At 42.1% G+C, this 24036-nt stretch carries 29 protein-coding genes, 1 riboswitch and 1 other annotated feature (1 of these 31 running past the window's edge); of the genes, 13 read left to right on the forward strand and 16 right to left on the reverse strand.

Features of this window, described 5'->3' with window-relative positions:
• Positions 1-8: a binding site (T-box leader), on the reverse strand; it reaches 223 nt to the left of the window's first position.
• Between the two features lie 154 nt (positions 9-162).
• Positions 163-426, reverse strand: a complete 264-nt coding sequence (locus ACFVS1_RS24035; RefSeq protein WP_101225556.1) for a DUF2524 family protein — start codon at positions 424-426, stop codon at positions 163-165.
• 96 nt (positions 427-522) lie between these two features.
• Positions 523-1029, reverse strand: a complete 507-nt coding sequence (locus tag ACFVS1_RS24040) for an SMI1/KNR4 family protein (RefSeq protein ID WP_387551343.1) — start codon at positions 1027-1029, stop codon at positions 523-525.
• Positions 1030-1195: 166 nt separating this feature from the next.
• On the opposite strand from ACFVS1_RS24040, the gene mnmL reads away from it, so the two are divergent.
• The 3 genes from mnmL to ACFVS1_RS24055 all read left to right on the forward strand — a co-directional run bounded on the left by mnmL (position 1196) and on the right by ACFVS1_RS24055 (position 3254).
• The gene (gene mnmL, locus ACFVS1_RS24045; RefSeq protein WP_387551346.1) at positions 1196-2155 is read left to right on the forward strand and encodes a tRNA modification radical SAM protein MnmL/YtqA; all 960 of its coding nucleotides are present in this window, start codon (positions 1196-1198) and stop codon (positions 2153-2155) included.
• A complete protein-coding gene (mnmM, locus tag ACFVS1_RS24050; RefSeq protein ID WP_387551349.1) occupies positions 2152-2727 on the forward strand; it encodes a tRNA 5-(aminomethyl)-2-thiouridylate-methyltransferase MnmM in 576 nt (191 codons plus the stop codon). Before mnmL ends, mnmM begins: the two co-directional genes overlap by 4 nt.
• A gap of 131 nt (positions 2728-2858) precedes the next feature.
• Complete coding sequence (locus ACFVS1_RS24055) at positions 2859-3254, forward strand: hypothetical protein (protein WP_352926088.1); 396 nt, start codon at positions 2859-2861, stop codon at positions 3252-3254.
• Between the two features lie 66 nt (positions 3255-3320).
• On the opposite strand, the gene ACFVS1_RS24060 is transcribed toward ACFVS1_RS24055, so the two are convergent.
• Positions 3321-4124: an alpha/beta hydrolase gene (locus ACFVS1_RS24060; protein WP_352926086.1), complete on the reverse strand. Its 804-nt coding sequence runs from the start codon at positions 4122-4124 to the stop codon at positions 3321-3323.
• 210 nt (positions 4125-4334) lie between these two features.
• Between ACFVS1_RS24060 and ACFVS1_RS24065 the strand changes: the two genes are divergently transcribed.
• A complete protein-coding gene (locus ACFVS1_RS24065; protein ID WP_352926324.1) occupies positions 4335-4853 on the forward strand; it encodes a gamma carbonic anhydrase in 519 nt (172 codons plus the stop codon).
• Between the two features lie 342 nt (positions 4854-5195).
• Here ACFVS1_RS24065 and metK read toward each other — a convergent pair whose 3' ends face one another.
• Entirely contained in the window at positions 5196-6389 is a 1194-nt protein-coding gene (gene metK / locus ACFVS1_RS24070) for a methionine adenosyltransferase (protein ID WP_241594195.1), read from the reverse strand.
• Between the two features lie 163 nt (positions 6390-6552).
• A riboswitch (SAM riboswitch) is annotated at positions 6553-6715 on the reverse strand.
• Between the two features lie 405 nt (positions 6716-7120).
• Here metK and pckA point away from each other — a divergent pair.
• Complete coding sequence (pckA, locus tag ACFVS1_RS24075) at positions 7121-8707, forward strand: phosphoenolpyruvate carboxykinase (ATP) (RefSeq protein WP_101225563.1); 1587 nt, start codon at positions 7121-7123, stop codon at positions 8705-8707.
• A gap of 369 nt (positions 8708-9076) precedes the next feature.
• On the opposite strand, the gene ACFVS1_RS24080 is transcribed toward pckA, so the two are convergent.
• The 4 genes from ACFVS1_RS24080 to ACFVS1_RS24095 are packed head-to-tail and all read right to left on the reverse strand — an operon-like array spanning position 9077 to position 13229.
• Complete coding sequence (locus ACFVS1_RS24080; protein ID WP_387551355.1) at positions 9077-9292, reverse strand: hypothetical protein; 216 nt, start codon at positions 9290-9292, stop codon at positions 9077-9079.
• Positions 9293-9340: 48 nt separating this feature from the next.
• A complete protein-coding gene (locus ACFVS1_RS24085; protein WP_352926084.1) occupies positions 9341-10642 on the reverse strand; it encodes a nucleotide sugar dehydrogenase in 1302 nt (433 codons plus the stop codon).
• Between the two features lie 41 nt (positions 10643-10683).
• On the reverse strand, positions 10684-12000 hold the full coding sequence (locus ACFVS1_RS24090) for a glycosyltransferase (protein WP_387551358.1): 1317 nt from the start codon (positions 11998-12000) through the stop codon (positions 10684-10686).
• Positions 12001-12023: 23 nt separating this feature from the next.
• Positions 12024-13229, reverse strand: a complete 1206-nt coding sequence (locus ACFVS1_RS24095) for a glycosyltransferase family 4 protein (RefSeq protein WP_387551361.1) — start codon at positions 13227-13229, stop codon at positions 12024-12026.
• A gap of 196 nt (positions 13230-13425) precedes the next feature.
• Between ACFVS1_RS24095 and wecB the strand changes: the two genes are divergently transcribed.
• Both wecB and ACFVS1_RS24105 read left to right on the forward strand, forming a co-directional pair.
• The gene (gene wecB, locus ACFVS1_RS24100) at positions 13426-14562 is read left to right on the forward strand and encodes a non-hydrolyzing UDP-N-acetylglucosamine 2-epimerase (RefSeq protein ID WP_387551364.1); all 1137 of its coding nucleotides are present in this window, start codon (positions 13426-13428) and stop codon (positions 14560-14562) included.
• 375 nt (positions 14563-14937) lie between these two features.
• Positions 14938-15345: a VOC family protein gene (locus ACFVS1_RS24105; RefSeq protein ID WP_352926079.1), complete on the forward strand. Its 408-nt coding sequence runs from the start codon at positions 14938-14940 to the stop codon at positions 15343-15345.
• A 72-nt stretch (positions 15346-15417) separates the two neighbouring features.
• Here ACFVS1_RS24105 and ACFVS1_RS24110 read toward each other — a convergent pair whose 3' ends face one another.
• Both ACFVS1_RS24110 and ACFVS1_RS24115 read right to left on the reverse strand, forming a co-directional pair.
• A complete protein-coding gene (locus ACFVS1_RS24110; protein ID WP_387551367.1) occupies positions 15418-16188 on the reverse strand; it encodes a sulfite exporter TauE/SafE family protein in 771 nt (256 codons plus the stop codon).
• A 42-nt stretch (positions 16189-16230) separates the two neighbouring features.
• Positions 16231-16683: a 2-thiouracil desulfurase family protein gene (locus tag ACFVS1_RS24115; protein ID WP_352926319.1), complete on the reverse strand. Its 453-nt coding sequence runs from the start codon at positions 16681-16683 to the stop codon at positions 16231-16233.
• Positions 16684-16739: 56 nt separating this feature from the next.
• Here ACFVS1_RS24115 and ACFVS1_RS24120 point away from each other — a divergent pair, with 56 nt between their 5' ends.
• Complete coding sequence (locus ACFVS1_RS24120) at positions 16740-17126, forward strand: hypothetical protein (RefSeq protein ID WP_387551370.1); 387 nt, start codon at positions 16740-16742, stop codon at positions 17124-17126.
• A 102-nt stretch (positions 17127-17228) separates the two neighbouring features.
• Here ACFVS1_RS24120 and ACFVS1_RS24125 read toward each other — a convergent pair whose 3' ends face one another.
• Entirely contained in the window at positions 17229-17471 is a 243-nt protein-coding gene (locus ACFVS1_RS24125; RefSeq protein ID WP_076370015.1) for a DUF2584 domain-containing protein, read from the reverse strand.
• Between the two features lie 41 nt (positions 17472-17512).
• Complete coding sequence (locus ACFVS1_RS24130; RefSeq protein WP_352926075.1) at positions 17513-18340, reverse strand: alpha/beta hydrolase family protein; 828 nt, start codon at positions 18338-18340, stop codon at positions 17513-17515.
• A 96-nt stretch (positions 18341-18436) separates the two neighbouring features.
• Between ACFVS1_RS24130 and ACFVS1_RS24135 the strand changes: the two genes are divergently transcribed.
• From ACFVS1_RS24135 to ACFVS1_RS24145, 3 genes are read left to right on the forward strand one after another with little or no spacing between them, the layout of a single operon-like run.
• Complete coding sequence (locus tag ACFVS1_RS24135) at positions 18437-19438, forward strand: ABC transporter substrate-binding protein (RefSeq protein ID WP_387551374.1); 1002 nt, start codon at positions 18437-18439, stop codon at positions 19436-19438.
• 27 nt (positions 19439-19465) lie between these two features.
• Entirely contained in the window at positions 19466-20236 is a 771-nt protein-coding gene (locus ACFVS1_RS24140) for an ABC transporter ATP-binding protein (protein ID WP_387551377.1), read from the forward strand.
• Positions 20226-21017: an ABC transporter permease gene (locus ACFVS1_RS24145; protein ID WP_387551380.1), complete on the forward strand. Its 792-nt coding sequence runs from the start codon at positions 20226-20228 to the stop codon at positions 21015-21017. The genes ACFVS1_RS24140 and ACFVS1_RS24145 overlap by 11 nt, the downstream gene beginning before the upstream one ends.
• 158 nt (positions 21018-21175) lie before the next feature.
• Here ACFVS1_RS24145 and ytkD read toward each other — a convergent pair whose 3' ends face one another.
• Positions 21176-21667: an RNA deprotection pyrophosphohydrolase gene (gene ytkD / locus ACFVS1_RS24150; protein WP_387551384.1), complete on the reverse strand. Its 492-nt coding sequence runs from the start codon at positions 21665-21667 to the stop codon at positions 21176-21178.
• 107 nt (positions 21668-21774) lie between these two features.
• A complete protein-coding gene (locus tag ACFVS1_RS24155) occupies positions 21775-22125 on the reverse strand; it encodes a hydrolase (RefSeq protein ID WP_387551387.1) in 351 nt (116 codons plus the stop codon).
• Positions 22126-22351: 226 nt separating this feature from the next.
• On the opposite strand from ACFVS1_RS24155, the gene ACFVS1_RS24160 reads away from it, so the two are divergent.
• A complete protein-coding gene (locus ACFVS1_RS24160) occupies positions 22352-22618 on the forward strand; it encodes a DUF6154 family protein (RefSeq protein ID WP_370694063.1) in 267 nt (88 codons plus the stop codon).
• Positions 22619-22713: 95 nt separating this feature from the next.
• Here ACFVS1_RS24160 and ACFVS1_RS24165 read toward each other — a convergent pair whose 3' ends face one another.
• The gene (locus ACFVS1_RS24165; protein WP_352926065.1) at positions 22714-23154 is read right to left on the reverse strand and encodes a Dps family protein; all 441 of its coding nucleotides are present in this window, start codon (positions 23152-23154) and stop codon (positions 22714-22716) included.
• Positions 23155-23278: 124 nt separating this feature from the next.
• Here ACFVS1_RS24165 and ytzI point away from each other — a divergent pair, with 124 nt between their 5' ends.
• Positions 23279-23434, forward strand: coding sequence for a YtzI protein (ytzI, locus tag ACFVS1_RS24170; RefSeq protein WP_387551391.1), 156 nt, complete (start codon positions 23279-23281; stop codon positions 23432-23434).
• A gap of 38 nt (positions 23435-23472) precedes the next feature.
• On the opposite strand, the gene ACFVS1_RS24175 is transcribed toward ytzI, so the two are convergent.
• Complete coding sequence (locus ACFVS1_RS24175) at positions 23473-23946, reverse strand: S-ribosylhomocysteine lyase (RefSeq protein ID WP_137019600.1); 474 nt, start codon at positions 23944-23946, stop codon at positions 23473-23475.
• Positions 23947-24036: the final 90 nt, after the last annotated feature.

The following is a 24036-nucleotide window of genomic DNA, read 5'->3' on the forward strand; positions in this document are numbered from 1 at the left end:
GTCTTTATGAGAATATTGGATTTTATTACATTCTAGTCAATTTCAACGATAATTGCAATAGCCGTACATAAACATTATCGACAGGTTTTACATTATATATGCGAATTCAAGAAAAATCGTGCAAAAAAGGGAGCTATTCATTCATAGCTCCCTTGCTTCCATTTAATGTCGCAGTAAAGTCATTTCATTCCTCAATTGATTCAACTGCTGCTTCATCCGCGAAAGCATTTCCCGTTGCTGGTCATTCGAACTGGCATACAATCGTTCCATATCCGTCAAAGCCTCTTCGATATACCTTTGCGAATTTTGAAATTGTTCATCATCATAATGCTCCTGTCGTGAGGCCTCATTAAATTCAAACTCTGCAAAATGGAGAGCCCCTTCACATTGCTCTAAAAAATGATCGACGGATTGTCTGGTTGCCATTTCAAACCCTCTCCTTCGCGTCTCATTTGGATGATTCGGAATCATCTTTTCTAGTTTGAGCAAATGGCGGGAGGATTATCATTTTTTTTTAAGAAATCAACCTTTATCCCAAAACTTCTCACCTTGATGGGAAATGAACTGCTCGATCCATTCGGCAAAGCCCATATGGAGCTTCTCACCTTCTTCAAAATCATCGATATGGCCTTTTACCATTAAATACTCCTTATCGCCTTTGGCGACAGCTTCCCCATCGATGACGATATTATCTTGATAAATGCAGGCCACTTTATAGCATCCCTCGTAGGAATTTTCATATGTGTAATTAATAATATCATCCAAGCTGTATAAATCATTTTCCCCGCCCGATTCCACATTATCGAACAGACGGCATCCATTGGTTATTTTTAAAAACTCCTTATAATCCTCGGGCAGAAGCAGTCCGGTTTTCATTTCAAAGGAATGAATTTGTTCATCCGAAGCAGGTGAATTGAAGGTGCAAGTGGCTTTGTATATGAATCCATCTTCATTAACTTCGATCACCTGATTATTTTCGGCTAATTTCTTTTTCATTTGATTAATCGCTTCTTCAACTTGACCGGTCATGTCCATCAGCTCCCGATTCGATATAGTCTTCAAAGATAACTGGAAATAGCAGCAAAATGTTTAGCCCTCAAGTATACAGTATACGCTTATTTTTCAAAAAAAGACCTAGCTGCGAGAATGTTGTATAATATATGTTGCGATTTAATTTATTTAGGAGGTTGCTGATTTGAATCAGGCAAACCCGTTTATATATGCAACGGATAACAAACGATATCATACATGGAACTACCATCTGAGGGAACATTTTGGACATAAGGTCTTTAAAGTTGCCCTAGACGGCGGTTTTGACTGCCCGAACCGTGATGGCACCGTCGCACATGGCGGCTGTACCTTCTGCAGTGCCTCAGGCTCTGGTGACTTTGCGGGCAGCAGGGTTGAACCCCTCGACGTCCAGTTTAAGAAGATCAGCGAACGGATGCATCATAAGTGGAAAGATGGAAAATATATGGCCTATTTCCAGGCGTTCACGAATACGCATGCCCCAGTGGAAGAGCTTCGCGAGAAATATGAAAGTGTATTGACCCAGGAGGGTGTCGTCGGACTTTCCATTGCGACACGTCCGGATTGCCTTCCAGATGATGTAGTCGAGTATTTAGCGGAATTGAACGAACGGACCTATCTTTGGGTGGAGCTGGGTCTCCAGACGGTTCATGAAAAGACTGCGACAATGATCAACCGTGCGCATGACTTCGATTGCTACAAAGAAGGCGTCGATAAACTGCGGAAACACGGCATCCGCGTATGCTCCCATATCATCAATGGCCTTCCTCAGGAAGATTACAGCATGATGCTGGAAACAGCCCAGGAAGTCGGCAAACTCGATGTGCAGGGGATAAAGATCCATTTACTTCATTTATTAAAAGGGACACCGATGGTCAAACAATACGAAAAAGGCCTGCTCGAGTTTCTTGACCTTGACGATTATGTCAGCCTGGTATGTGACCAGCTGGAAATAATCCCTCCAGAAATGATCGTTCACCGCATTACGGGTGACGGTCCGATCGACTTGATGATCGGTCCAATGTGGAGCGTCAATAAATGGGATGTCTTGAATGCCATTGATGCCGAATTGAAACGCCGTAACAGCTGGCAAGGAAAAAATCATCATACGGAGGTACAATCATGAAGCTTGACCGAATTTTGCCATTCGCTAGGATCCTGTTGGAAAAAGCGGTCCATCCCGGGGATATAACCATTGATTGCACGATGGGCAACGGTTTTGATACGGTCTTTCTTGCAGGACTTACAGGTGAAAGCGGGCATGTCTATAGTTTTGATATTCAGAAAGAAGCGATCCAAACCACAGCAGCGAAACTAAAGGCTGAGAATTTACAAGAGTGCTGCACCCTCATTCACGATGGGCATCAACATTTGAACAAGTATATCAGAAAAGAGCATTCCGAAAAGGTCACGGGTGCCATATTCAACCTGGGCTACCTTCCTGGCGGTGACAAATCAGTCATCACCCAAGCCGATACGACGATATCAGCCATTGAACAGCTATTCGAACTGCTGGCGCCTGAAGGCCTCATCATCATCGTCATTTACCATGGTCATCCAGGGGGATCGGCAGAACGGGATGCATTGATGGATTATGTACAGAACTTCCCTCAACAGAAAGCCCATATCCTAAAATACGGGTTCATCAACCAATCAAACAATCCGCCATTCATTGTCGCGATTGAAAAGAGACGATGACTTTTGACACCGTTCAACCGAACGGTGTTTTTTCATTCCCAACTCGTAGAGCAGAATTACCAATCATAACATTTTGAATTTTTCGTCTATACTGATTATAATGATAGAAAATAGATAAGAGGGTGCAGAAAATGGAACATTTGCCTACTTCATTACTGACGGATATATTGACTGAAAAAATCAAAAGGGATTCAAGTGAACAATACGGGGAGTTTGTCAGCTCGCTTAACTCATTGACAGAAAACCAAAAAACCATGGAGGACCTCAAACAATTCGATCGCCATTTTGATAGGTTCCTGCCACAGCTCGATTTAATGATTTCCACTCAAAACCATGAAGCGATCATGAATATGAAAGCGACGCTTTTGGACTTATTCGCCAATGACTTAACCTTCAAATCCATTTACCTTCTATCCACTGCATTATCCAATAAAAAAGAACTTACACACTTGAACCAATTTATGTACCCGGTTACTTTCTGGGCACCGGTGATCAAGTCGAACGAGTTGCTTAAAAACGCAGGCTGATTCAAATAAAAAACTGCCGAAGGTCCAACCTCGGCAGTTTTTTATTTATCCTGAAGTATGTACTGATCAAACGACATACCCTAATATTTTTAAACGGTTTTCAACAAAACTCAGCGCATATTGAAATACATCATCACGTTCTGGTTCATTGAAGATTTCATGATATAGCTTCGGCCATTCCTTATATTGCTTTTCACTGGCCAAGTTATAATTAAACCACTCACGAACCGCCTTCTTGTTCACGACTCGGTCATCTCCGCCCTGCATGACCAAAAGCGGCACATCCTGAAATTCAGGAATCTCTTCAAAAGCATCCTTCATGGCCTGTGCAAGCTCGCGATACCAGCGAACCGAAACCTTTGTGATATATAATGTATCGTTTCTATCAGATTCACGGATTTCCGCACTTCTCGTCGCCATTTCAGGTGTCAATCCAGATTCAACCCTGAACTTAGGCATCACGATGTTCAAACCATGCGAGATGGTTGTCAGGACCTTCGGCGGCTTCGTCATGAGGCCCAGGCATGGAGAAGAAAGAATCACCCCTGCAATGTCCCATTCCTCTTCCTGAAGAAGGCGTATCGAAATCAAACCGCCCATGCTATGTCCAAGTAAAAAGACCGGCAACGAATATTCGTAAGCCTCTTCTATCCAGCTTTTCACTTCGTCCAAATACTCATCAAAGGAATCGATATGTCCCCGGTAGGCGCGAGTTGTCATACCCTGCCCGGGAAGGTCGCCCATGACGACATGGTATCCAGCCGAAAGCCACATTTGTGTTACCCACTTATAACGACCGTGATGTTCCATTGCCCCATGAATGATGACAATGACGCCCTTTGCGTCTCCTTCTGTCTCCCATTTCCACATTCGAAATCCCCCTTTCACTTTTCACTTGTTGTGTACGATCCATGATAGTTAAAATAATATATATAAATTATAACCATATTCGTGATTTTCGACAAAAAAGAAATCTAACAAGTTGTACATTGCTATTATAAATAGCCAAGTGTATTTGCATACGGTATATTAAAATAATACATAAAAACATTCACTTCGGAAAGGAAATGATTGAAAATGATTATTTATCCGTATAAAGGCAAAGAACCTGAAATCGCCGAAAGCGCTTATATCGCTGAGAATGCTGTCGTGACAGGTGACGTCAAAATTGGCGACGAAACATCCATTTGGTTCAATTCCGTCATTCGCGGTGATGTATCCCCAACCATCATCGGGAAAAAAGTCAGTATACAGGATAACAGCGTCCTGCACCAAAGCCCAAATAATCCATTGATCATCGAGGATGAAGTAACCATTGGCCATCAGGTCATTTTACATAGCTGTAAAATCCGTAGAGGAGCTTTGATCGGCATGGGATCGATTGTACTTGATGAAGCCGAAATCGGCGAAGGAGCCTTCATCGGTGCCGGCAGCCTCGTTCCCCAAGGTAAAATCATTCCACCGAACATGCTGGCATTCGGACGCCCAGCTAAAGTCATTCGCGAAATCAACGAAGAAGATCGCCAGGATATGGAACGCATCGTTCGCGAATATGCCGAAAAAGGACAATACTATAAAACGGCGGAACGAATAAAGTGAATTGACTGAAAGTTACGAGTATTGTACTCAAACTCACGAGTATTTGCTACAAACTCACGAGTAAATCGCTCTAACTCACGAGTAAACTACTCTGACTCACGAGTAAACCGTTCTAATCCACGAGTAAATCGCTCTAATTCACGTGTAAACTGCTCTTACTCACAAGTAAAGCTACAAACTCACGAGTAGTTGACCCAAACAAACTGTAAACGACCCTGACTCACGCGTATTGCACGTAAGTTGAATTTCTTAGGGATTTCTTGAATTATTCCCGCTGACGGCAAAATTAATCCACAAAAAATAAGGTGCCCCGCAAATTGCGGGACACCTTATTTATATGATTTACGCTTGTGCTTTTAATGTTTCTGCTTTGTCCGTGCGTTCCCATGGAAGATCGACATCTGTACGGCCAAAGTGTCCGTAGGCAGCTGTTTGTTTGTAGATCGGGCGACGAAGGTCAAGCATTTTGATGATGCCAGCTGGACGAAGGTCGAAGTTGGCGCGAACTAGGTCAACAAGGACTTCTTCGCTAACTGTACCAGTTCCGAACGTATCAATTGAAATCGATACAGGCTCTGCCACACCAATTGCGTATGCCAATTGAACTTCCGCTTTGTCGGCAAGGCCTGCTGCCACGATGTTTTTCGCAACGTAACGAGCAGCGTAGGCAGCAGAACGGTCAACTTTAGTAGCATCCTTACCAGAGAATGCACCGCCGCCATGACGAGCGTATCCGCCGTAAGTATCAACGATGATTTTACGTCCAGTAAGACCAGCATCCCCTTGAGGTCCGCCAATAACGAAACGGCCAGTAGGGTTGATGAAGTATTTAGTTTGAGCATCGATCAATTCAGCTGGAACGACTGCTTTAATCACATGTTCTTTTAAATCGGCTTGAATTTGTTCAAGTGTAATTTCTGCATCATGCTGTGTAGAGATAACGATCGTATCTACACGTACAGGACGGTTATTCTCATCATATTCCACTGTTACCTGTGTTTTACCATCAGGGCGCAGGTAAGCAAGAGTTTCATCTTTACGAACTTGAGCCAAGCGGAATGAAAGTTTATGTGCCAATGAAATCGGAAGCGGCATAAGCTCTTCTGTTTCATTGCAAGCAAATCCGAACATAAGACCTTGGTCTCCTGCACCGATTGCATCGATTTCTTCCTCAGACATGTTTCCTTCACGAGCTTCCAATGCTTTATCGACACCAGCTGCGATATCGGCAGACTGCTCATCAATGGAACTCAACACGGCACAAGTTTCAGCATCGAAACCGTATTTCGCACGTGTATAGCCAATTCCTTTAATCGTATCACGAACGATACGCGGAATATCCACGTAAGCGGACGTTGTAATTTCACCAGCAACAAGTACAAGTCCTGTTGTTACACTAGTTTCACACGCAACACGTGCATTTGCATCCTTAGCTAGGATAGCATCTAAAATGGAATCTGAAATCTGATCACAAATTTTGTCCGGATGGCCCTCTGTAACAGATTCAGAAGTAAATAGACGTTTCTTTGACATCATATTTCCTCCTTGGAAGTTAGTATGTTGTAGGCATAAGCCTGATTTTTACGGAACTCGTTTCCCTCATTAGTTTCAACTATAGACACAGAATTACTTATAAAAAACACAAAAACCTTCCCTGGCAAATGAGGAAAGGTTTAAAATTCTGTCTTCTATCCTTTCACTCTTATCGTTCAAGGGTTTTTTACCTTGCTCAGGTTAGCACCATCACCACTATTCCTTGAAGACCTTCGCTTTATTTTCGGCGATTGATCTTGGAGTCAAGTTCAAAATGGCAGGTTGCTGGGTTTCAAAGGGCCTGTCCCTCCACCAACTCGGGATAAGAGAATCCGTACAATTTAAGATAATATCGTATCTGATTGGAATTTGTCAATGCTTTTCTAAAAAGAACATTTCCGCCCAGTATGGCGTTCATCTGAAAAACATGTTGATACAGCGCCTTACAATGCAAAATACGAATAGAAATGCTGGGAATTTCCATTAATAATAAGTATTAAGCAGATGAAAAACGACTTCAACAATGGAAATTATTGCTTACTTACTTCCTATTAAAATAAATTGATTTCATTAAAGTATATGTGATAATCCTGACTCGGTTCCTGCCGGAATAAAATGATTAACGCGACCATCTGAAAATAATCACAAATTAGAAGAAATAGTATAGACTATTCAAATGAATGTGTTATACTAATTGTAATCTAAAAACTTAAACAAAGGAAGGTACCTCATATATGAATTCTGTAGATGTTTCTAATGAGTTACACCAGTTATTAACAGGAAACAATGTGCAAACTCAACTTTCAGTTCCTCAATTGGTCGAAAAAGTATTAAGCAGAAATGAAGGCGTTTTAACATCAACCGGTGCAGTAAAAGCTGAAACTGGCAAATATACTGGTCGTTCACCTAAAGATAAATTTATCGTGGAAGAAGCATCCGTTAAAGATAAAATCGATTGGGGTTCAGTGAACCAGCCAATTTCCGAAGATGTATTCAATAAACTATATAATAAAGTAGTTGACTACCTAAAAGCAAAAGAAGAGATTTTTGTTTTTAAAGGTTTCGCTGGTGCAGACGAATCATCTCGTCTTCCAATCCGTGTTGTTAATGAATATGCTTGGCATAACCTTTTCGCCCATACTTTGTTCATCCGTCCAAATGAAGAGGAACTAAGAGGTCACGAAGCTGAATTCACAATCCTTTCTGCGCCTAACTTCAAAGCAGACCCAGAAGTGGACGGAACCACTTCCGAAACTTTCATCATCGTTTCATTTGAACGCCGTACCATCCTGATCGGCGGAACGGAATATGCAGGAGAAATGAAAAAATCGATCTTCTCGATCATGAACTACTTACTTCCAGAGGCTGGAATCCTTCCAATGCATTGCTCTGCTAACGTAGGACGTGAAGGGGACGTCGCTTTATTCTTTGGACTGTCCGGTACTGGCAAAACAACTTTATCAGCAGACACTAGCCGTAAGCTGATTGGCGATGACGAGCATGGCTGGTCTTCTAACGGCGTATTCAACATCGAAGGCGGCTGCTATGCGAAAACGATCAATCTTTCACGTGAGAAAGAACCACAAATTTTCGATGCAATCCGTTTCGGTGCCGTATTGGAAAATGTTGTTGTTGATCCGGATACACGTGAAGCGAACTATGATGACAGTTCATTGACTGAAAACACTCGTGCTGCTTACCAAATGCAAGCGATCGATAATATCGTGAACCCAAGTATTGCAGGACATCCAAATACAATCATTTTCTTAACAGCTGATGCTTCAGGCGTTCTGCCTCCAATCAGCAAGCTTTCCAAAGAACAGGCAATGTTCCACTTCCTAAGCGGATACACTAGTAAATTGGCTGGTACTGAAAGAGGTGTAACTTCGCCGGAAGCTACATTCTCCACTTGCTTCGGTTCACCATTCTTACCGCTTCCAGCTCAACGCTATGCTGAGATGCTTGGTGATAAAATTGACGAGCACAATGCAAAGGTATACCTTGTCAACACTGGCTGGACTGGCGGAGCATACGGAACTGGAAGCCGTATGAAACTTGCTTACACTCGTGCAATGGTACAAGCGGCACTTGAAGGTGAATTAGCGAACATCGAAACGATCAAAGATGATATCTTCGGCTTGGATATCCCGCTTCATGTTCCTGGTGTTCCTGATGAAGTGCTTCAACCAATCAAGACTTGGGCAGATCCTGCCGCTTATAAAGAAGCAGCGACGGACCTTGCCGCACAATTCCGTGCTAACTTCAAGAAATTCGGCAGCGTTCCAAGTGAAATCGAAGAACTTGGCGGACCAACAGCTTAATAAATTGTACACAAAAGGACCAAGCTCTTGCTTGGTCCTTTCAGTTTGTCAAAAAAGCGGATTGGACTTGGTTCCCTCATGGTTTACTTTTTGAATGGATTCCTCAGAAATTTGCTACACTCCTGCCACTGGCTAACCAAGAACCCGCTAGATACATTAGCGAGAGACTTGGCAGACAACAGTCGGCGGAAATGAAGCGGATATCATGCGTGGACCTTAAAAATAAATGCTTCGGAGTCCGAATAGTGAGGTGTAGATTAAATTTGTGAACGGTCGAATAATGTGCCGGATAGGTCGATTTACTGCGTCAACGGTCGAATAGTGTGCCCTGTAGGTCGATTAACCGCGTCTTAGGTCAATAAGTACGGTTTAGGTAGAATAACGGCTGCAACGGCCTAATATATGGCTAGCCAAGCCCCTCCAGATTGTTTGGCGGGGCTTGGCGGAAGTGAGCAGATTTCTGAGACCAACTGAAACGTTTCCACAGTTTCTGAAAGGACAAGCTCTCGCTTGGTCCTTTTCTTCAATGATTTTCTGCCCTCCGTTCCTCCGCCAGATGATGAAATTCAAAAAGGGCACTGTCATAGTCAGCGCCCCTGAATCCTTATAACTTATTTATGTTTGTCCAAGTTTTTAGATGATCACTTTATTCCTGGCTTTTTTCATGGACATCGTTTTGTATTGATATATATTGCCTAGATTGGCAACCGGGACATCTGTTTTAGTTGCATCAATGCAATTGCGTGTATCCAAAATCAATTTATTTCTCATGAGATTTGATAGATTATCATAATCCATTTGTTTAAATTCATCATGGTCGGTCAGGACAAGTATCAAGTCGGCATCATTTACAGCGTCTTCCACTGATACGACTGGCATCTTTCCAGATTGGACATGCGGGTCATGCAAGGATACTTCGATGTTTTCCATCCCCATCAAGATATTGACGACATCAATGGCTGGGCTTTCACGAATATCATCTACATTTCCTTTGTATGCAAGACCGAAAACAGCTACTTTTGGCTTCCGGATCCCCTCTAGCATCATCCTTACGGAATTAACGATATAATAAGGCATCGATACGTTGGTATCGCGGGCCAATTTAATGATTCTCGCTTGCTCTGGTGCCTTTGCAACCACGAAATACGGATCGACCGCTAAACAATGGCCGCCAACTCCTGGTCCTGGTTGGTGAATATTGACACGAGGGTGTTTGTTTGCCATCGATATGACATCCAAAACATTGATATCCAGCTCGAAACAGATTTTCGTCAGCTCATTCGCAAGGGCGATATTGACATCCCTGAAGGTGTTTTCCATCAGTTTGGACATTTCAGCCGTTTTCGCATCCGTCTGAATGATCTCTCCTTGAACGAAGGTTTTATAAACAAGACTTCCTTTATATGAGCATGTTTCCGTGATGCCCCCGACGATACGGTTATTATGAACCAACTCTTCAAGAATCCTTCCAGGTAAAACACGTTCCGGACAATGAACGAGGAAAATATCTTTTCCGATGGTAAGGCCCGTCCTCTCGATCATCGGTTTAATATAATCATCCATACTTCTCGGCGCTATCGTCGATTCGATAATGATGACATTTCCTTTTTTGATAAAAGGAAGAATGTTAGAGGTTGCATCCAGGACATGAGTTAAATCACAAGATTGGTGTATGTCCTTTTTATTTGGTGTAGGCACCGCGATAATGAAAACATCCGCATGCTCCGGGCTTAACGCAGCTCGGAACTTATTGGAAATAAGCACTTCTTGCAATACCTCCTCCAATCCAGGTTCTTCGATATGGAGCCTGCCGCTATTCAAATTGGAAATAATCTCAGGATGGATATCCACGCCGACAACATCGACACCGTGTTTCGCAAACATTAAAGAAGTCGGAAGTCCTATATAACCAAGTCCGATTGTACAAAGTTTCATATAAACCACTCCTATCTATTTTTCTGCTACACTCAAATTTCCTAGGCTGTTTGATAGATTTCGATAAAGATTTCCTTCTCTTGTTTCCAATTGTATTTTTGTCGCGCCTTCAGGCAGTTATTGCTCATTTCCGCCCTTTTTTCAGGATGTTTCAATAAGTAATTGACGCCTTCGGCAATTGATTTTGGATCATGTGAATCGACACAAACACCGATTTTTTCCGTATCGACAACCTTTTGAATTTCAGGAAAGCTGCAGGCAACCACAGGCACACCGCTCATCATGTATTCAAACAATTTATTTGAAGAAGCGGAGTAGTGATTAAAGCAGACATTATTCAATATCTGAAAACCTAAATACGCATTTTTTGTATAATGAAGCAGCTCGTCGACCGGAACCTTCGGCAGGAACTTCACACGATGCTCCAGATTCATGTCGCTTACTTTTTTCATTAAATCATCCTTGATTCTTCCATCTCCGATAAAAACTACCGTCCCGCCCTCGATCATCGGTACAGCATCAACCAATTGCTCCAGCCCTCTTCCCATTTGCACGCCGCCTTGGTATAACAAAATCGGTTCATTCTCTGGCAAATCGAGCAGCTCATGCAAATTCACGGCCGTACTTTCCTCCGGATTCGTTGGAATCGGGTAGTTATGGACCACCTTGGGATATAGACCATATAAGTCTTCGTTATACTTAGCTCTCGTATGGTTTTCGGCAATCATTTCATCGACGAACATTAATAGGAATTTCTCCATCATCCCGTAAATTCGGCTATTATATCCCGTTCTGCTCGTTTGTACCTCATGCGAGTCATAAATTAACTTCTTCCTTCTCAACCATTTACTGCTGATTGCTCCCTGCATGAGCGTATTCAAGTCATTTGAATGATAAAAATCATATTTCCTTTTCCTGCCATGATAGATCATTTGACCAAAAATGTAGCTCCTCGTTAATAGTGTCGGCAGCTTCGTTTTGGTGATCATCAGGGTGCCCATCGCAAGGAGTGCAAATGAACCGAACAGTATTGCCGATCCCAACCAGCCGTTGATCAAGTTCAAGTTCCACAACGTATTCCAGACCAATAAGGCCAACAGAACGATTTCAAACTTCTTCTTCTTCAATTTGCCTACGATCCTGAGAATCCTATGAAGCGCCTCCCAGCGGTTATTCACCCTGGTGACAGAGAAACCATTTTGGTGTTTCTCCTTTTTGGGCAAACCCTCTATTTTCCAGTTATGAATGGCAATTAAATCGACTTCATAACCACTTTCAGTAAGTGCTGTGCATTCTCTTAGAACCCTTGCATCGTTTGTAAAGTGATTCCACACGAACATACATACTTTCTTCGCCATGTTGTCCTCCACTTCCGGATTTTTCAGCCTGACGCTTCCATCACATTGATGAGACCTTTAATATTTTTAGACCATTGAAAATGTTGTTTAGCATACCGATGACCGTTTTCCCCCAGTTCTTCACGAAGGGATGGATCTGAGGCCATGGTCAAGATATGCTGGCAGATTTCATCAACATTCCTGCTCTCTGCCACCAGCCCGCATTTCGCCTCTGAAAGCATCTTTTTGGCCCTGCCGTCCACATCACCGACAATGGGTATTCCGACACACATATAATCGATGATTTTACCAGGCAGCACCTTATTGAAGACTTCTTTTTCAACCAGGCTCACATAAGCAATATGGGACGATGAAACTTCATGAAGAGTCACTCTTCGATTCATCGCATTAATCATTTTAATATTTGTCAGCCCTCTAGAGCTTATCTCCTTCTCCACTTCGGATATCCGATATCCATATCCAATCATCGAGAACTCGATTTGTTTATGTTCCCTTAGCTTTTCAGCTACGGCTATCAGTTTTTTCAAGTCCTGGGCCAGTCCGATATTCCCAGCATAAACAACCTTGATTACCTTTTCCGATACGGGTGTAAGTAAATTCTTTAACGTAAGCTCATCCGCAGTAAGCGAATTGGGGATGTATTGGATGGCCTCTTCCTTAACTCCCTTTGCAACGATATAATCCCTGAAACCAGGACTATTGATGATAATAAAATCTGAATGCCGATATAGCTTCCTTTCCAGGAAAAAAGCGACTTTCAAAACCCACTTATTAGTAAATACTCCTACTCCTATCAACGATTCCGGCCATAAATCCCTGACATCGGTAATGAGTTTCGCCTTCATCTTTTTCTTGGCGATCAAAGCCGCCATTGTCGGGAAGATCGGCGGGGTCGTGGCAAACACATAGTCATATTTTTTTTCGAGACGGATGATTGTATAAATGAAAAGCCACATCGCTTCAAGATAATGAAGCAACCGCTTCCCCATATTGCTTGTATACCTCTTCACTTTGTCCGGTTTAATCCTGATGACATCTTCTTCAATGCTGTCTTCATCCCAAAACTTTGTATCTTGATATAAACTTTGATTAGGATAACTCGGCTTCAATGTGATGACCGTTACCTCAAATCCGTTCCTTTTCAAATGGAGATATATATTTTTCATTCTATTTCCCGCACTTCCGATTTCCGGATAAAAGTTTTGCACGATCATCAGGACGCTTTTCATATTCGCCTATCACCTCTATTCTGCTGTGCTTTACTTCCTGCTTTATATTGTAAATGCCAGATATTAACTGAGGGTTAAAGAAATATAAAGTCCTTATTAATATTGTAAACATTCCGTTAATTATTGTTTCGTTTTTATATTTCCCATGAACTTCCCGTTATAATGAGGGAGACATTCAGAAGGGGAGGAAATGAGCATGCCTAAACAACGTATTAAGGTCATGACCGTATTTGGTACAAGACCAGAGGCTATCAAAATGGCACCAGTCGTTTTGGAACTGAAAAAGCATCCAGAAGAAATAGAAACCATCGTGGTGGTCACCGCCCAGCATAGGGAAATGCTCGACCAAGTCTTGCAATGTTTTAAAATAAAGCCTGATCACGATTTGGATATGATGAAGGATAGACAAACATTAGAAGAAATTACAACTCGAGGGCTTGAAAAATTGAGTTCGCTCATGAAAGATATAAAACCGGATATCGTCCTCGTACATGGGGATACAACGACAACTTTCATCGCAAGCTTGGCAGCTTTCTATAATAAGATACAGATTGGTCACGTTGAAGCTGGTCTCCGGACTGGTAATAAGTATTCTCCATATCCTGAAGAAATGAATAGGCAGCTGACAGGCGTCCTGGCTGATTTGCACTTTGCGCCAACAAATCAGGCGGCAGAGAATCTAATTTTGGAAAATAAAAAGAGTGATTGTATCCACATTACTGGCAATACGGCTATCGATGCGTTGAAAACAACAGTACAGAAAGATTATGAACATCCGATTCTATCTGGTTTAAATGGAGACCGCATGTTATTGATGACAGCGCACAGACGGGAAAATATCGGAAAACCAATGGAAGAAATATTCCGTTCCGTCAAACGTCTGCTTGAAGATTACACGGATATCCAAGTTGTTTTCCCGCTACATAAAAACCCGGTTGTCCGTGAAATTGCTTACCGGATTTTTGGTGAAACGGAAAGACTTCACTTAATTGAGCCGCTTGAGGTGCTTGATTTTCATAATTTTGCGGCGCACGCCCATCTAATATTGACAGATTCTGGAGGAGTACAAGAAGAAGCTCCCTCACTCGGCGTTCCTGTCCTTGTGTTACGGGATACAACAGAACGTCCGGAAGGAATCGATGCTGGTACCCTTTTACTGGCAGGAATTGAGGAAGAACGAATTTATCAATTAGCCTCAAACTTACTTACAAATGAAGAAACCTATAAAAAAATGGCGACAGCTTCCAACCCATACGGAGATGGATTCGCTTCAAAACGCATAGTTGAAATCCTATTGAAGCATTGCGGAATGAAATCCCCCCTTCCATTATGAAAAATCAAATAGTGAGAAAAGCCTGTCACGTAAGCGGCAGGCTTTTTCTTTTCAGTCAAATTATGAAACGGCTGCTTCCATTTTCATTTGCCCTTTTATTAGCGCCGGATAAACGCAAAGAGTACATAACTAATTTAAATTTAAAATGCTAAATTCATATGTGATAGTTTGGAAAATCAAAGTTTCATTGAAGTCAATCGTATATGATTAAAACCTGCTTGGAGGTGTTGTAATGTTCGGGAAAGATCCTAAGTGTGTTAAATGTGGTAATATGAAGTCGTTCTTGTGAAAATGCAGCTAAGCCCCCGTGAATATAAAGGAGGATAAGATCTCCCTGTCGAATTGATAGTCATGACACGAAACAGGAGGATTAGTATGAAAAATCAAGTTACCCCCTATTTAATCTTCGATGGACAAGCAAAAGACGCATTAGCCTTTTATGCAGAGGTATTTCATGCAGAGATTACCGATATGCAAACTTACGGGGAAGCTAATTTCCCAACACCTGAAGAAGCGAATGACCTTGTTCTGCATGCCAAAATCAAAAAAGGCGATTTGTTGATCATGGTATCCGATACGTTTCCAGGCAATCCCTTTGAAGCCGGGAATAATGTTGCCTTGGTTCTCGAATGTGAAAGCGACACGGAAATCAAGCATTTATATGAGGTTATGTGTGAACAAGGATTATCCTTAATGGAACTGCAAGATACCTTTTGGGGAGCTAAGTATGGTAAGGTCAAGGATAAATTCGGCATTCACTGGGACTTGAATTTCACAAAATGAATGTAAAAATGGCCGAAAATACGATTTGTATCCCCGGCCATTTTTAATAGAATCATTCGTGGATACGATGCATCAAAACACATGAAAATAATTAAGGACATTTTTTCCAATCAATAAAATCGTGACACAAATGAATAATATTCGTACATAGGAAGCACCTTTTTTAATTGCGAAGTTCGTTCCTACCAGTGCTCCTGCGACCATTGCCAGACCCATCGGAATTCCATAGGCAAAATTAACGGTCCCCAAAGATAAGAAAATGATAAGTGCGGCAATATTGCTTCCAAAATTCAATATTCTTGCATTCCCGGCTGCCTGGACAAAATCAAACCCGATGATCAACAATGAAAATAATAAAAAGGAACCTGTACCTGGTCCAAGAAAACCATCATAAAAACCAATCGCAAATATTATGACAATCAAAAGAATCATTTTCTTCCTTGTTAGCCCTTTATACTTTGCATCTTTACCCCAATCTTTTTTTACCAACGTATAAATCGCAACCACGACCAATAAAATCAAAATGAGGGGCTTCAGTACCTCTGCGGAAACAAAATGTACAACGTATGCTCCTAACGCCGCTCCAATCACGGTAATCGGAAACAGCTTGATGACAAATTTGAAATCCACTTTTCCAGCCCGAATGAATGAAATCGTACTCGTTAAAGATCCCATAGTACCCGCCAGCTTGTTAGTGGCAAGTGCCGCTGAAGGCGAAATCCCCGTGAATAATAAAGCCGGAATGGAAATTAATCCGCCCCCGCCCACAACGGAATCGATGAATGCGGCAATAAAACCCGCAAGTACTAAAAATAGCAAAGTATAGAGATTGATATCCTCCATGTATTCCCCTTCTTTCAAGAGCATTATCAAAAATGCCATTACTCATTTTTCATATAACCCTTCCTCTGAAATGACAGTGAATCCATGCCGCCTAAGCAAAGCCGCGGTCACTCCATTCCCGACCTTCTTCTCCCCGTTGAATTTCCCATTATAAATCGTGGCACTTCCACAGGATGGACTATTTTCTTTTAAAACGACTAACGTCGCCCCTACCTCCTGGGCTTTCAATAACGTAAGTTTGGCTCCCTTTATGTACAATTCCGTTACATCCCTGCCCGACTTTTCAATGATCTTCGCTTTTCCATCAAGTACATCCCCACCTTCACCGCCAACTATCTCAGCAGGCTCCCTCGGTGTCGAAAAACCGCCAAGCAACTCAGGACAAACCGCTATAGCCTTTTTCTCCCTCATTAATTCCATAATTCCATCATCCAGGCTATGTGTACCATTGTATCTTACCTCTAGACCCGCTAAACAAGCACTCACCAAAATCATCAAATCACCCCGCATCATGCACTTTCCACCATTTTACCACGTAGGTTGGATTATTGGTGCAGAGGTCGAATGATGAGCGTGTACGGTCGATTTTGTTGATGCGTGGGTCGAATGATGAGCGTGTACGGTCGATTTTGTTGATGCGTGGGTCGAATGATGAGCGTGTACGGTCGATTTTGTTGATGCGTGGGGCGAATGATGAGCGTGTACGGCCCAATTTGTTGATGCGTGGGTCGAATGATGAGTATGTACGGCCCAATTTGTTGATGCGTGGGTCGAATGATGGGCGTGTACGGTCGATTTTGTTGATGCGTGGGTCGAATGATGAGCGTGTACGGTCGATTTTGTTGATGCGTGGGTCGAATGATGGGCGTGTACGGTCGATTTTGTTGATGCGTGGGTCGAATTTTGAGCGTGTACGGTCGGATGCGTGGGTCGAATGACGGGCGTATAAAGACCGAATCTTTCGCACACCTGGTCGAATTCTGCCACAAATCAAAAAAAGCGCTTGCAGCGAAGACGATTCCCGGCAAGCGCTTGTCTATTTAGTTAGTTGAGTTCAGTGATAGTAGTTGGTACGTAATGATGGTCTTTTCACTGGTCCATTCAATTTTTTGGATAACGGCTGTTCCGCTTGAGTCAGATTGAATCGTCTTGCGGACATCGATTGGAATATCGATAGGGTATAACCTGTATCCATCTTTCGAGAGCCGAAAAATGTTTTCTTCTTCACGGGTTTCGTTCCCTTTTGTAACGATCATGGTATTTAGCTCCATAGGCATGCCCATGTGTATCTCCTCCTCTTGCCAATATATACTTCATTCTATCATTATTCGGTTTTACTTTTCATCCAAGATGTTAAATCTTCGACTACTTTTCTGTTCACGGCCGGTGGGAAGTAATGTGTGAATTGAGGGAAATACCAGCTTTCGACCTTTTTGTCATGCATTTTCAGCCTTTTTTCCAACCGGTACGCGTGTTCAATGGCGACATTATCATCTTTTTCACCATGAATGATCAGTACGGGTACATTCAAATCTTCAATCGCAAACAATGGCGTACGGTATTCATATTGATCGGGGCATTTATTAGGTGTACCGCCGATGACCCGCTTCATCATCCGGCGCATATCGACACGTTCGACATATGTTAAAAACATATCCGACACTCCACCCCATGTGACGATCGACGCTGCATTCCTGCAGTATATCCCCGTCCAAAGCGCCATGATGCCGCCACGAGAAAATCCAAGGATATGAATGTGATCCTTATTCACTCGGGGATGCTGTTCAAGAAGATTGAATCCTGATATCGCATCGAATCTATCTTCGCCTCCAAAATCCTCATCTCCCTCTCCGCCTTGATTTCCACGGTAAAAAGGGGCAAAAACGATGAAACCTTCTACGGCATACTGCACGATCCTAGCGGGTCTCACCTTGCCTACATTTTTAATCCCGCCGCGTAAATATAAGAAGGCATCATGTATTTCCCCATCAACAGGTTCAGCCAGCAACCCCTTTACCTTCAGGCCTTGTGATATGTACGTAACTGAATAAAGATGGATTCGTGGATGCGGTGATGGAAACCGCCGTTTTGAAATAATCGTCCCGTTCTCCAATTTCCACTCTCCTTTCTCTTTAATCTTATTGTAAAACATCCGCTTGTTTTTATCCCCTGCGAGGCATTCACATTTTTTTCTTCCGTTCATACGATAATGTAGGCAAAATACCTATATATCAAGGAGGAAGGAATTTTGAAAAAATGGTGTAAAGCAGGTGTCGTATTTTTACTTTTGTGCATGCTGGTGATCCCGCTTGGTGCATGCGGCAACAAGGAACAGGAAACAACGAAGGTCAGGGTTGCCGAAGTAACCCGCTCCCTTTTCTATACACCTCAATATGTAGCGATTGAAAAAGGATTTTTTAAAGATGAGGGTCTCAGCATTGATTTGAAAACGACAGCAGGCGGCGACAAGACCATGACCACGCTTCTGTCCGATGGGGCGGATATTGCTCTCGTTGGCTCTGAAACATCGATTTACGTTCAGGCACAAGGTTCGAACGATCCCGTCATCAACTTCGCTCAATTAACACAAACGGATGGAACGTTTCTTGTTTCACGTGAAAAAATTGATAACTTCAATTGGGATATGCTGAAAAACTCTACATTCCTAGGCCAGCGAAAAGGCGGGATGCCGCAAATGGCCGGCGAGTTCGTATTGAAAAAACATAACATAGATCCGAAAAAAGATTTGACCCTCATCCAGAACATTGATTTTGCGAATGTCGCAACTGCCTTCGCTTCCGGAACCGGCGATTTTGTTCAACTGTTCGAACCAACGGCCAGTGTGTTTGAAAAAGAAGGAAAAGGCTATATCGTCGCTTCTTTCGGTACCGAGTCCGGGCATCTTCCCTATACAGTTTATATGGCTAAGGAAAGCTATTTGAAAGAAGATAAAGAGACTGTCGAAAAATTCACGAGAGCATTAAAGAAAGCACAGGATTGGGTTCAGGAAAATGATGCTGCTGAAATTGCCGAAGTTATTCAGCCGTATTTTGAAGATACCAATATCGAAACGATGGAAACAGTCATCAACCGTTACAAAGAACAAGGTTCCTTTGCCACCGACCCCATCCTTGATGAAGAAGAATGGAACAATCTGCAAAACATCATGGATGAAGCTGGCGAGCTACCTTCACGTATAAGCCATGAAGAGCTGGTCAATACCGATTTTGCTGAAGAAGTCACAAAATAGCATAGCTAAAGGTAAGGAGGATGTCAGATGAGCTTTTTAAAAATCCAAGACATTCACCATACTTATTTTTCAAATCAGACGGCAGCGACCGCATTAGCGGACATTTCCCTCGACATTGAAAAAGGTGAATTCGTCTCTTTTCTAGGTCCGAGCGGCTGCGGAAAAACCACCCTGCTTTCCATCATCGCGGGGTTATTTCCGCCCACTGCAGGAAAGATCCTGCTCGAAAACAAACCGCTGAAAGCCAACAGTGACCTTTCAATCGGCTATATGCTGCAGCAGGATTATTTATTTCCATGGAAGACGATTGAAGAAAATATATTATTAGGATTGAAACTGATTAAAAAAGATGAAGGTCTTGAGAGAATAAAAACGCTGAAACTTTTAAGTGACGTTGGATTGGGAGGCACCGGAAAATTATATCCGCGCGAACTCTCGGGAGGAATGAGGCAAAGGGCTGCACTGGCACGGACACTGGCGGTCGACCCAAAAATCCTTTTGCTTGATGAGCCATTTTCGGCTCTTGATTACCAAACGAAGTTGAAACTGGAAGACCTTATTTTTGAAACCCTGAAATCCTTCGGAAAGACAGCTGTGCTCGTCACCCATGATATTGGTGAAGCCATTGCAATGAGTGACCGCATCTATCTGTTTTCCGCGAACCCGGGGAGCGTGCACAAAACTTTCAAAGTTCCCGATGAACTGCGGGATCTCACACCTTTCCATGCACGCAACCATCCACAGTATCCGACGCTATTCCAAACGATCTGGAAGGAGCTTGAGAGCCTTGAATATTGAACAGCTTCATAACCAATATAAAACCTCAGTAAAAAAAGAAAACAGGCTCATTCGCTTTTATCAGATCCTGATTTTCATCGTTTTTTTCAGCAGTTGGGAACTTTTATCCAGAATGAAAATGATCGATCCGCTCATCTTCAGCTCCCCAACAAAAGTGTGGCATCTTTTCATACAGAAATTGGGTGATGGAACACTTCTATCCCATTCCGGAGTGACCCTATTCGAGACCGTTCTCGGCTTTATCATTGGGACACTGCTTGGAACGATCCTGGCATCCCTGCTATGGTGGTCGCCAAGATTATCCAAAACACTTGACCCCTATCTCGTCATTTTAAATGCCATGCCGAAAGTGGCACTCGGCCCTATCATCATCGTGGCATTCGGCCCTGGCTTTCCATCCATCATCTCGATGGGGGCGATCATCTCCATCATCATCACCACCATCGTCGTCTACACCGCATTTCGCGAAGTGGACCCAAACTACTTGAAGGTGCTCCAAACTTTTGGCGCCACAAGAACACAAGCTTTTCGGGAAGCCATATTACCCGCCTCCTTCCCAACGATCATCTCAACATTGAAAGTGAATGTCGGCCTCTCATGGGTCGGCGTCATCGTAGGGGAATTCCTTGTTTCAGCCAAAGGACTCGGCTACCTCATCATTTATGGCTTTCAAGTCTTCAACTTCACCCTTGTAATGCTATCCCTAATGATCATTGCCGTATTTGCCACAATCATGTATCAGCTAGTAGAACTGCTCGAGAGAAAATTAATCAAAGACTAACCAAACTGCCGATAAACCTCGGCAGTTTTTCATTCATGCTTGAGATGAAAATTGAATTTAGTTGAGTTTCGGATTGTTTACTTGTTGTTCGGGCGTTTACTCGTGAATTTTGACGGTTTACTCGTGATCTTAGGCGATTTACTCGTGAGTTCGGCGGTTTACTCGCGAGTTCCAGCGATTGAATCGTTTCTCAGCAAATTGCCTTCATCCAGTCTTGATAAGCTCAACGGTACAATCTCATCTTTCATGATGAAGCTAAACTCCTCACCGAGTTCATCCGGCAATGCTTCCAAAAAGACCGGGCCATCTGTTTCCAGGTAATTTTGTTTCTTTTCTACCCCACTCAATGCAGCATAGTATATCGTTTTAACAAATGGTTTGACTGGATGATGTACCTTATATTGTCCCAAAAATTGCAACTGGCCCACCAGGCCTCCTGTTTCTTCATACACTTCACGTATGGCTGTTTCTTCAATCGATTCGCCTGCTTCCCGTTTACCTCCAGGGAACTCCAATCCCCGTTCTCTGTGTTTGGTCAATACCCAACTGCCCTTATATCTGCTGAGTACAAAAACATGCCAAGACTCTCCAAAGACAGGATTCTCGGAGAATTCGACCTTATATCCGTTCTTATCAAGAAAACGTTTCATTTTTCCCCTTCTCTCCGTATAAGAAATAATGCTATGTCCCTTCTCTCATTATATGGGTAAAGAAAACCACTATCCAGCAAGAAACCATCAAAAAAAACGATGGACCCTCAATATTCGAGGCCATCGTCTGTTGGTTTTGCCTGTAAAATCCCCATGCTTTCTATATGCTGTCTTCCTTCTTCAGTACCTAGGGCATAAATCATCTCGTAAATTTTTTGGAGCGTTATATCCTGTTTATCATTTTCGCGGTCAAAATGATATTGGAGGTATGGGACATGTGCCCGGTAAAAATTTTCTTCCCCTACTGAATAATTATAATCAAATAATTCACGTAATTTTATGATTTCATTATCTGTCGCCTCGATCTCAAAATTCCATGGAGAACTTTCCCTATCTTGTGTTATCTGCCCATTCGGAAGCCAAATGTAATATTTTTTCCTGTTTTCAGACACATCCATCCACCCTTTCCATATATCCTACGCTTATTTTTCACGTATTTCCCTACTTCATACAATGGAAAATTTTGTTTACAGAAGAACAAAGATGTTAAATAATAGATTAAAGTATCTTTCAAAGGGTAAAACATATAATAAGCCCAAGCATCCCTTAAGATTTTTATATGCACCCAGAGGTTTTTTTGATAACCTACATATAAAGAGATAACGGATTTCTAATAAATGTGAGGTGAGAGTTTTGAAGTTAATTGAAGAATTATACAATATGTACCGTGATAAGATGACTGGTGATGAAGAAGATATTGATATGCTTACTTTTGCGGTTCTGGAACAGCTTGACCGCAAGGAAATTTTCGAATTGCTTCAAGAGATGGATGATCAAGAACTAACCAATTTAATGGGCCTTTACATTATAGAAACGTTAAAAGGGAAGTTCGCTCAAAATAGTATGAACGACACGAAACCTACACATTTTCCGCCAAGGAATATTCATTAATACATACCTTGACAGGTGTCCTTCTTTTGATGGATGCCTTTTTTATTGTTTTACCCATAAAAAAAGCCCTGCCGAAGCAGGGCTTTTCCTAAATCTTAATGTCCTAAATACGCACGCAGCATCCAAGCATGTTTATTTAAGCTTTTCTTCATGCCTGTCAGCATATCAGCCGTAACCGGATCTTCTTCTTCGGCAACTTCGATGATTTCAAGGAACTCTTCGGAAAGCTTCTCAAAATCACTGATGACGCTTTGAACCATATCTTCTGTATTTTCATTACCTGTCGCTTCTTCGATCGTCGTTAATTCCAGGTATTCTTTAAGCGTAGCAACCGGCTTTTCACCAATGGCCAATAATCTTTCAGCCAATTCGTCATAGTTGGATGTCACTTCTTTATATAATTCTTCCAGTTTTTGGTGAAGTTCAAAGAAGTGCGGTCCATTCACGAACCAGTGGTAATTATGAATTTTCGTATAAAGAACACTGAAGTTTGCAATTTCCTTATTCACTAAAGTTCCTAATTTTTTCTGAGCCACAAATATCTACCTCCGTAAGTTGGTTATACCTTTATAATTCCCTCTATTCGAAAATTGAAACATTATCTGACTAGGTTCTTATGCTAAAATGAATCTAAATTGTGAACGTTAGGAGCTGTAAAGTATGATTACGGTTTTAGTTATCTCCATCATTGTGATTCTGATTGTATTGGCATTATCGGTCCTAACAATCGGAAAGGGTTACAGCTACAAGCATACAGTGGACCCCGTCGATCCTTTGCCTGAGGATGAGGCCAAAAAAGAAGAACATGAAAAATAAAAAAAGTTCCTGTCACAAATGGACAGGAACTTTTTTTATTAACCAAAAACTTTATGAAGATCTTCTTTATCTTGTGCAAGCCAGAAATTCATCAATTTCTTGGCTCCTTCAAGATCATGCAATTTTGCTTGGCCGCATTGTTTTTCATTTGCAGCTGGAATTTCGGTAATTGTAACAGCATCCTTGAATGTATCTTCAAGAACATCGATGATTTCCGTCACTGTCGGCTCACCGCTGACAACAAGGTAATATCCTGTTTGACATCCCATTGGCGATATATCGATTATATCAAAATGATCGTAGCGCTCGGAATGCTTACGGATATTGAATGCAAGCAAGTGTTCCAAGGTATGGATCGTATCCGGCTTCATCGCTTGTTTATTCGGCTGGCAAAAACGGATATCAAATTTATTAACAACACCGTCTGTTCCGACCTTATGGACACCGCAATGTCTAACATATGGGGCTTTAACAGCATTATGATCTAATTCAAAGCTTTCAACTGAAGGCATTTAATTCACTCCTTAATTGTATGTCATCTCTATTTTACCTTGAATAACAATATATTTCATCCTTTAAAATCAATTCTTATTATATCACTC

Source organism: Peribacillus sp. NPDC058075 (assembly GCF_042885195.1).
Lineage (GTDB): Bacteria > Bacillota > Bacilli > Bacillales > DSM-1321 > Peribacillus.

Bases quoted from the DNA above. Each gene is read 5' to 3' on its own strand.
- ACFVS1_RS24035 (WP_101225556.1), bottom strand. From the start codon at position 426: ATGGCAACCAGACAATCCGTCGATCATTTTTTAGAGCAATGTGAAGGG.
- ACFVS1_RS24040 (WP_387551343.1), bottom strand. From the start codon at position 1,029: ATGACCGGTCAAGTTGAAGAAGCGATTAATCAAATGAAAAAGAAATTA.
- mnmM (WP_387551349.1), top strand. From the start codon at position 2,152: ATGAAGCTTGACCGAATTTTGCCATTCGCTAGGATCCTGTTGGAAAAA.
- ACFVS1_RS24055 (WP_352926088.1), top strand. From the start codon at position 2,859: ATGGAACATTTGCCTACTTCATTACTGACGGATATATTGACTGAAAAA.
- ACFVS1_RS24060 (WP_352926086.1), bottom strand. From the start codon at position 4,124: ATGTGGAAATGGGAGACAGAAGGAGACGCAAAGGGCGTCATTGTCATC.
- metK (WP_241594195.1), bottom strand. From the start codon at position 6,389: ATGATGTCAAAGAAACGTCTATTTACTTCTGAATCTGTTACAGAGGGC.
- pckA (WP_101225563.1), top strand. From the start codon at position 7,121: ATGAATTCTGTAGATGTTTCTAATGAGTTACACCAGTTATTAACAGGA.
- ACFVS1_RS24080 (WP_387551355.1), bottom strand. From the start codon at position 9,292: ATGACAGTGCCCTTTTTGAATTTCATCATCTGGCGGAGGAACGGAGGG.
- ACFVS1_RS24085 (WP_352926084.1), bottom strand. From the start codon at position 10,642: ATGAAACTTTGTACAATCGGACTTGGTTATATAGGACTTCCGACTTCT.
- ACFVS1_RS24090 (WP_387551358.1), bottom strand. From the start codon at position 12,000: ATGGCGAAGAAAGTATGTATGTTCGTGTGGAATCACTTTACAAACGAT.
- ACFVS1_RS24095 (WP_387551361.1), bottom strand. From the start codon at position 13,229: ATGAAAAGCGTCCTGATGATCGTGCAAAACTTTTATCCGGAAATCGGA.
- wecB (WP_387551364.1), top strand. From the start codon at position 13,426: ATGCCTAAACAACGTATTAAGGTCATGACCGTATTTGGTACAAGACCA.
- ACFVS1_RS24105 (WP_352926079.1), top strand. From the start codon at position 14,938: ATGAAAAATCAAGTTACCCCCTATTTAATCTTCGATGGACAAGCAAAA.
- ACFVS1_RS24110 (WP_387551367.1), bottom strand. From the start codon at position 16,188: ATGGAGGATATCAATCTCTATACTTTGCTATTTTTAGTACTTGCGGGT.
- ACFVS1_RS24115 (WP_352926319.1), bottom strand. From the start codon at position 16,683: ATGATTTTGGTGAGTGCTTGTTTAGCGGGTCTAGAGGTAAGATACAAT.
- ACFVS1_RS24125 (WP_076370015.1), bottom strand. From the start codon at position 17,471: ATGGGCATGCCTATGGAGCTAAATACCATGATCGTTACAAAAGGGAAC.
- ACFVS1_RS24130 (WP_352926075.1), bottom strand. From the start codon at position 18,340: ATGTTTTACAATAAGATTAAAGAGAAAGGAGAGTGGAAATTGGAGAAC.
- ACFVS1_RS24140 (WP_387551377.1), top strand. From the start codon at position 19,466: ATGAGCTTTTTAAAAATCCAAGACATTCACCATACTTATTTTTCAAAT.
- ytkD (WP_387551384.1), bottom strand. From the start codon at position 21,667: ATGAAACGTTTTCTTGATAAGAACGGATATAAGGTCGAATTCTCCGAG.
- ACFVS1_RS24155 (WP_387551387.1), bottom strand. From the start codon at position 22,125: ATGGATGTGTCTGAAAACAGGAAAAAATATTACATTTGGCTTCCGAAT.
- ytzI (WP_387551391.1), top strand. From the start codon at position 23,279: ATGATTACGGTTTTAGTTATCTCCATCATTGTGATTCTGATTGTATTG.
- ACFVS1_RS24175 (WP_137019600.1), bottom strand. From the start codon at position 23,946: ATGCCTTCAGTTGAAAGCTTTGAATTAGATCATAATGCTGTTAAAGCC.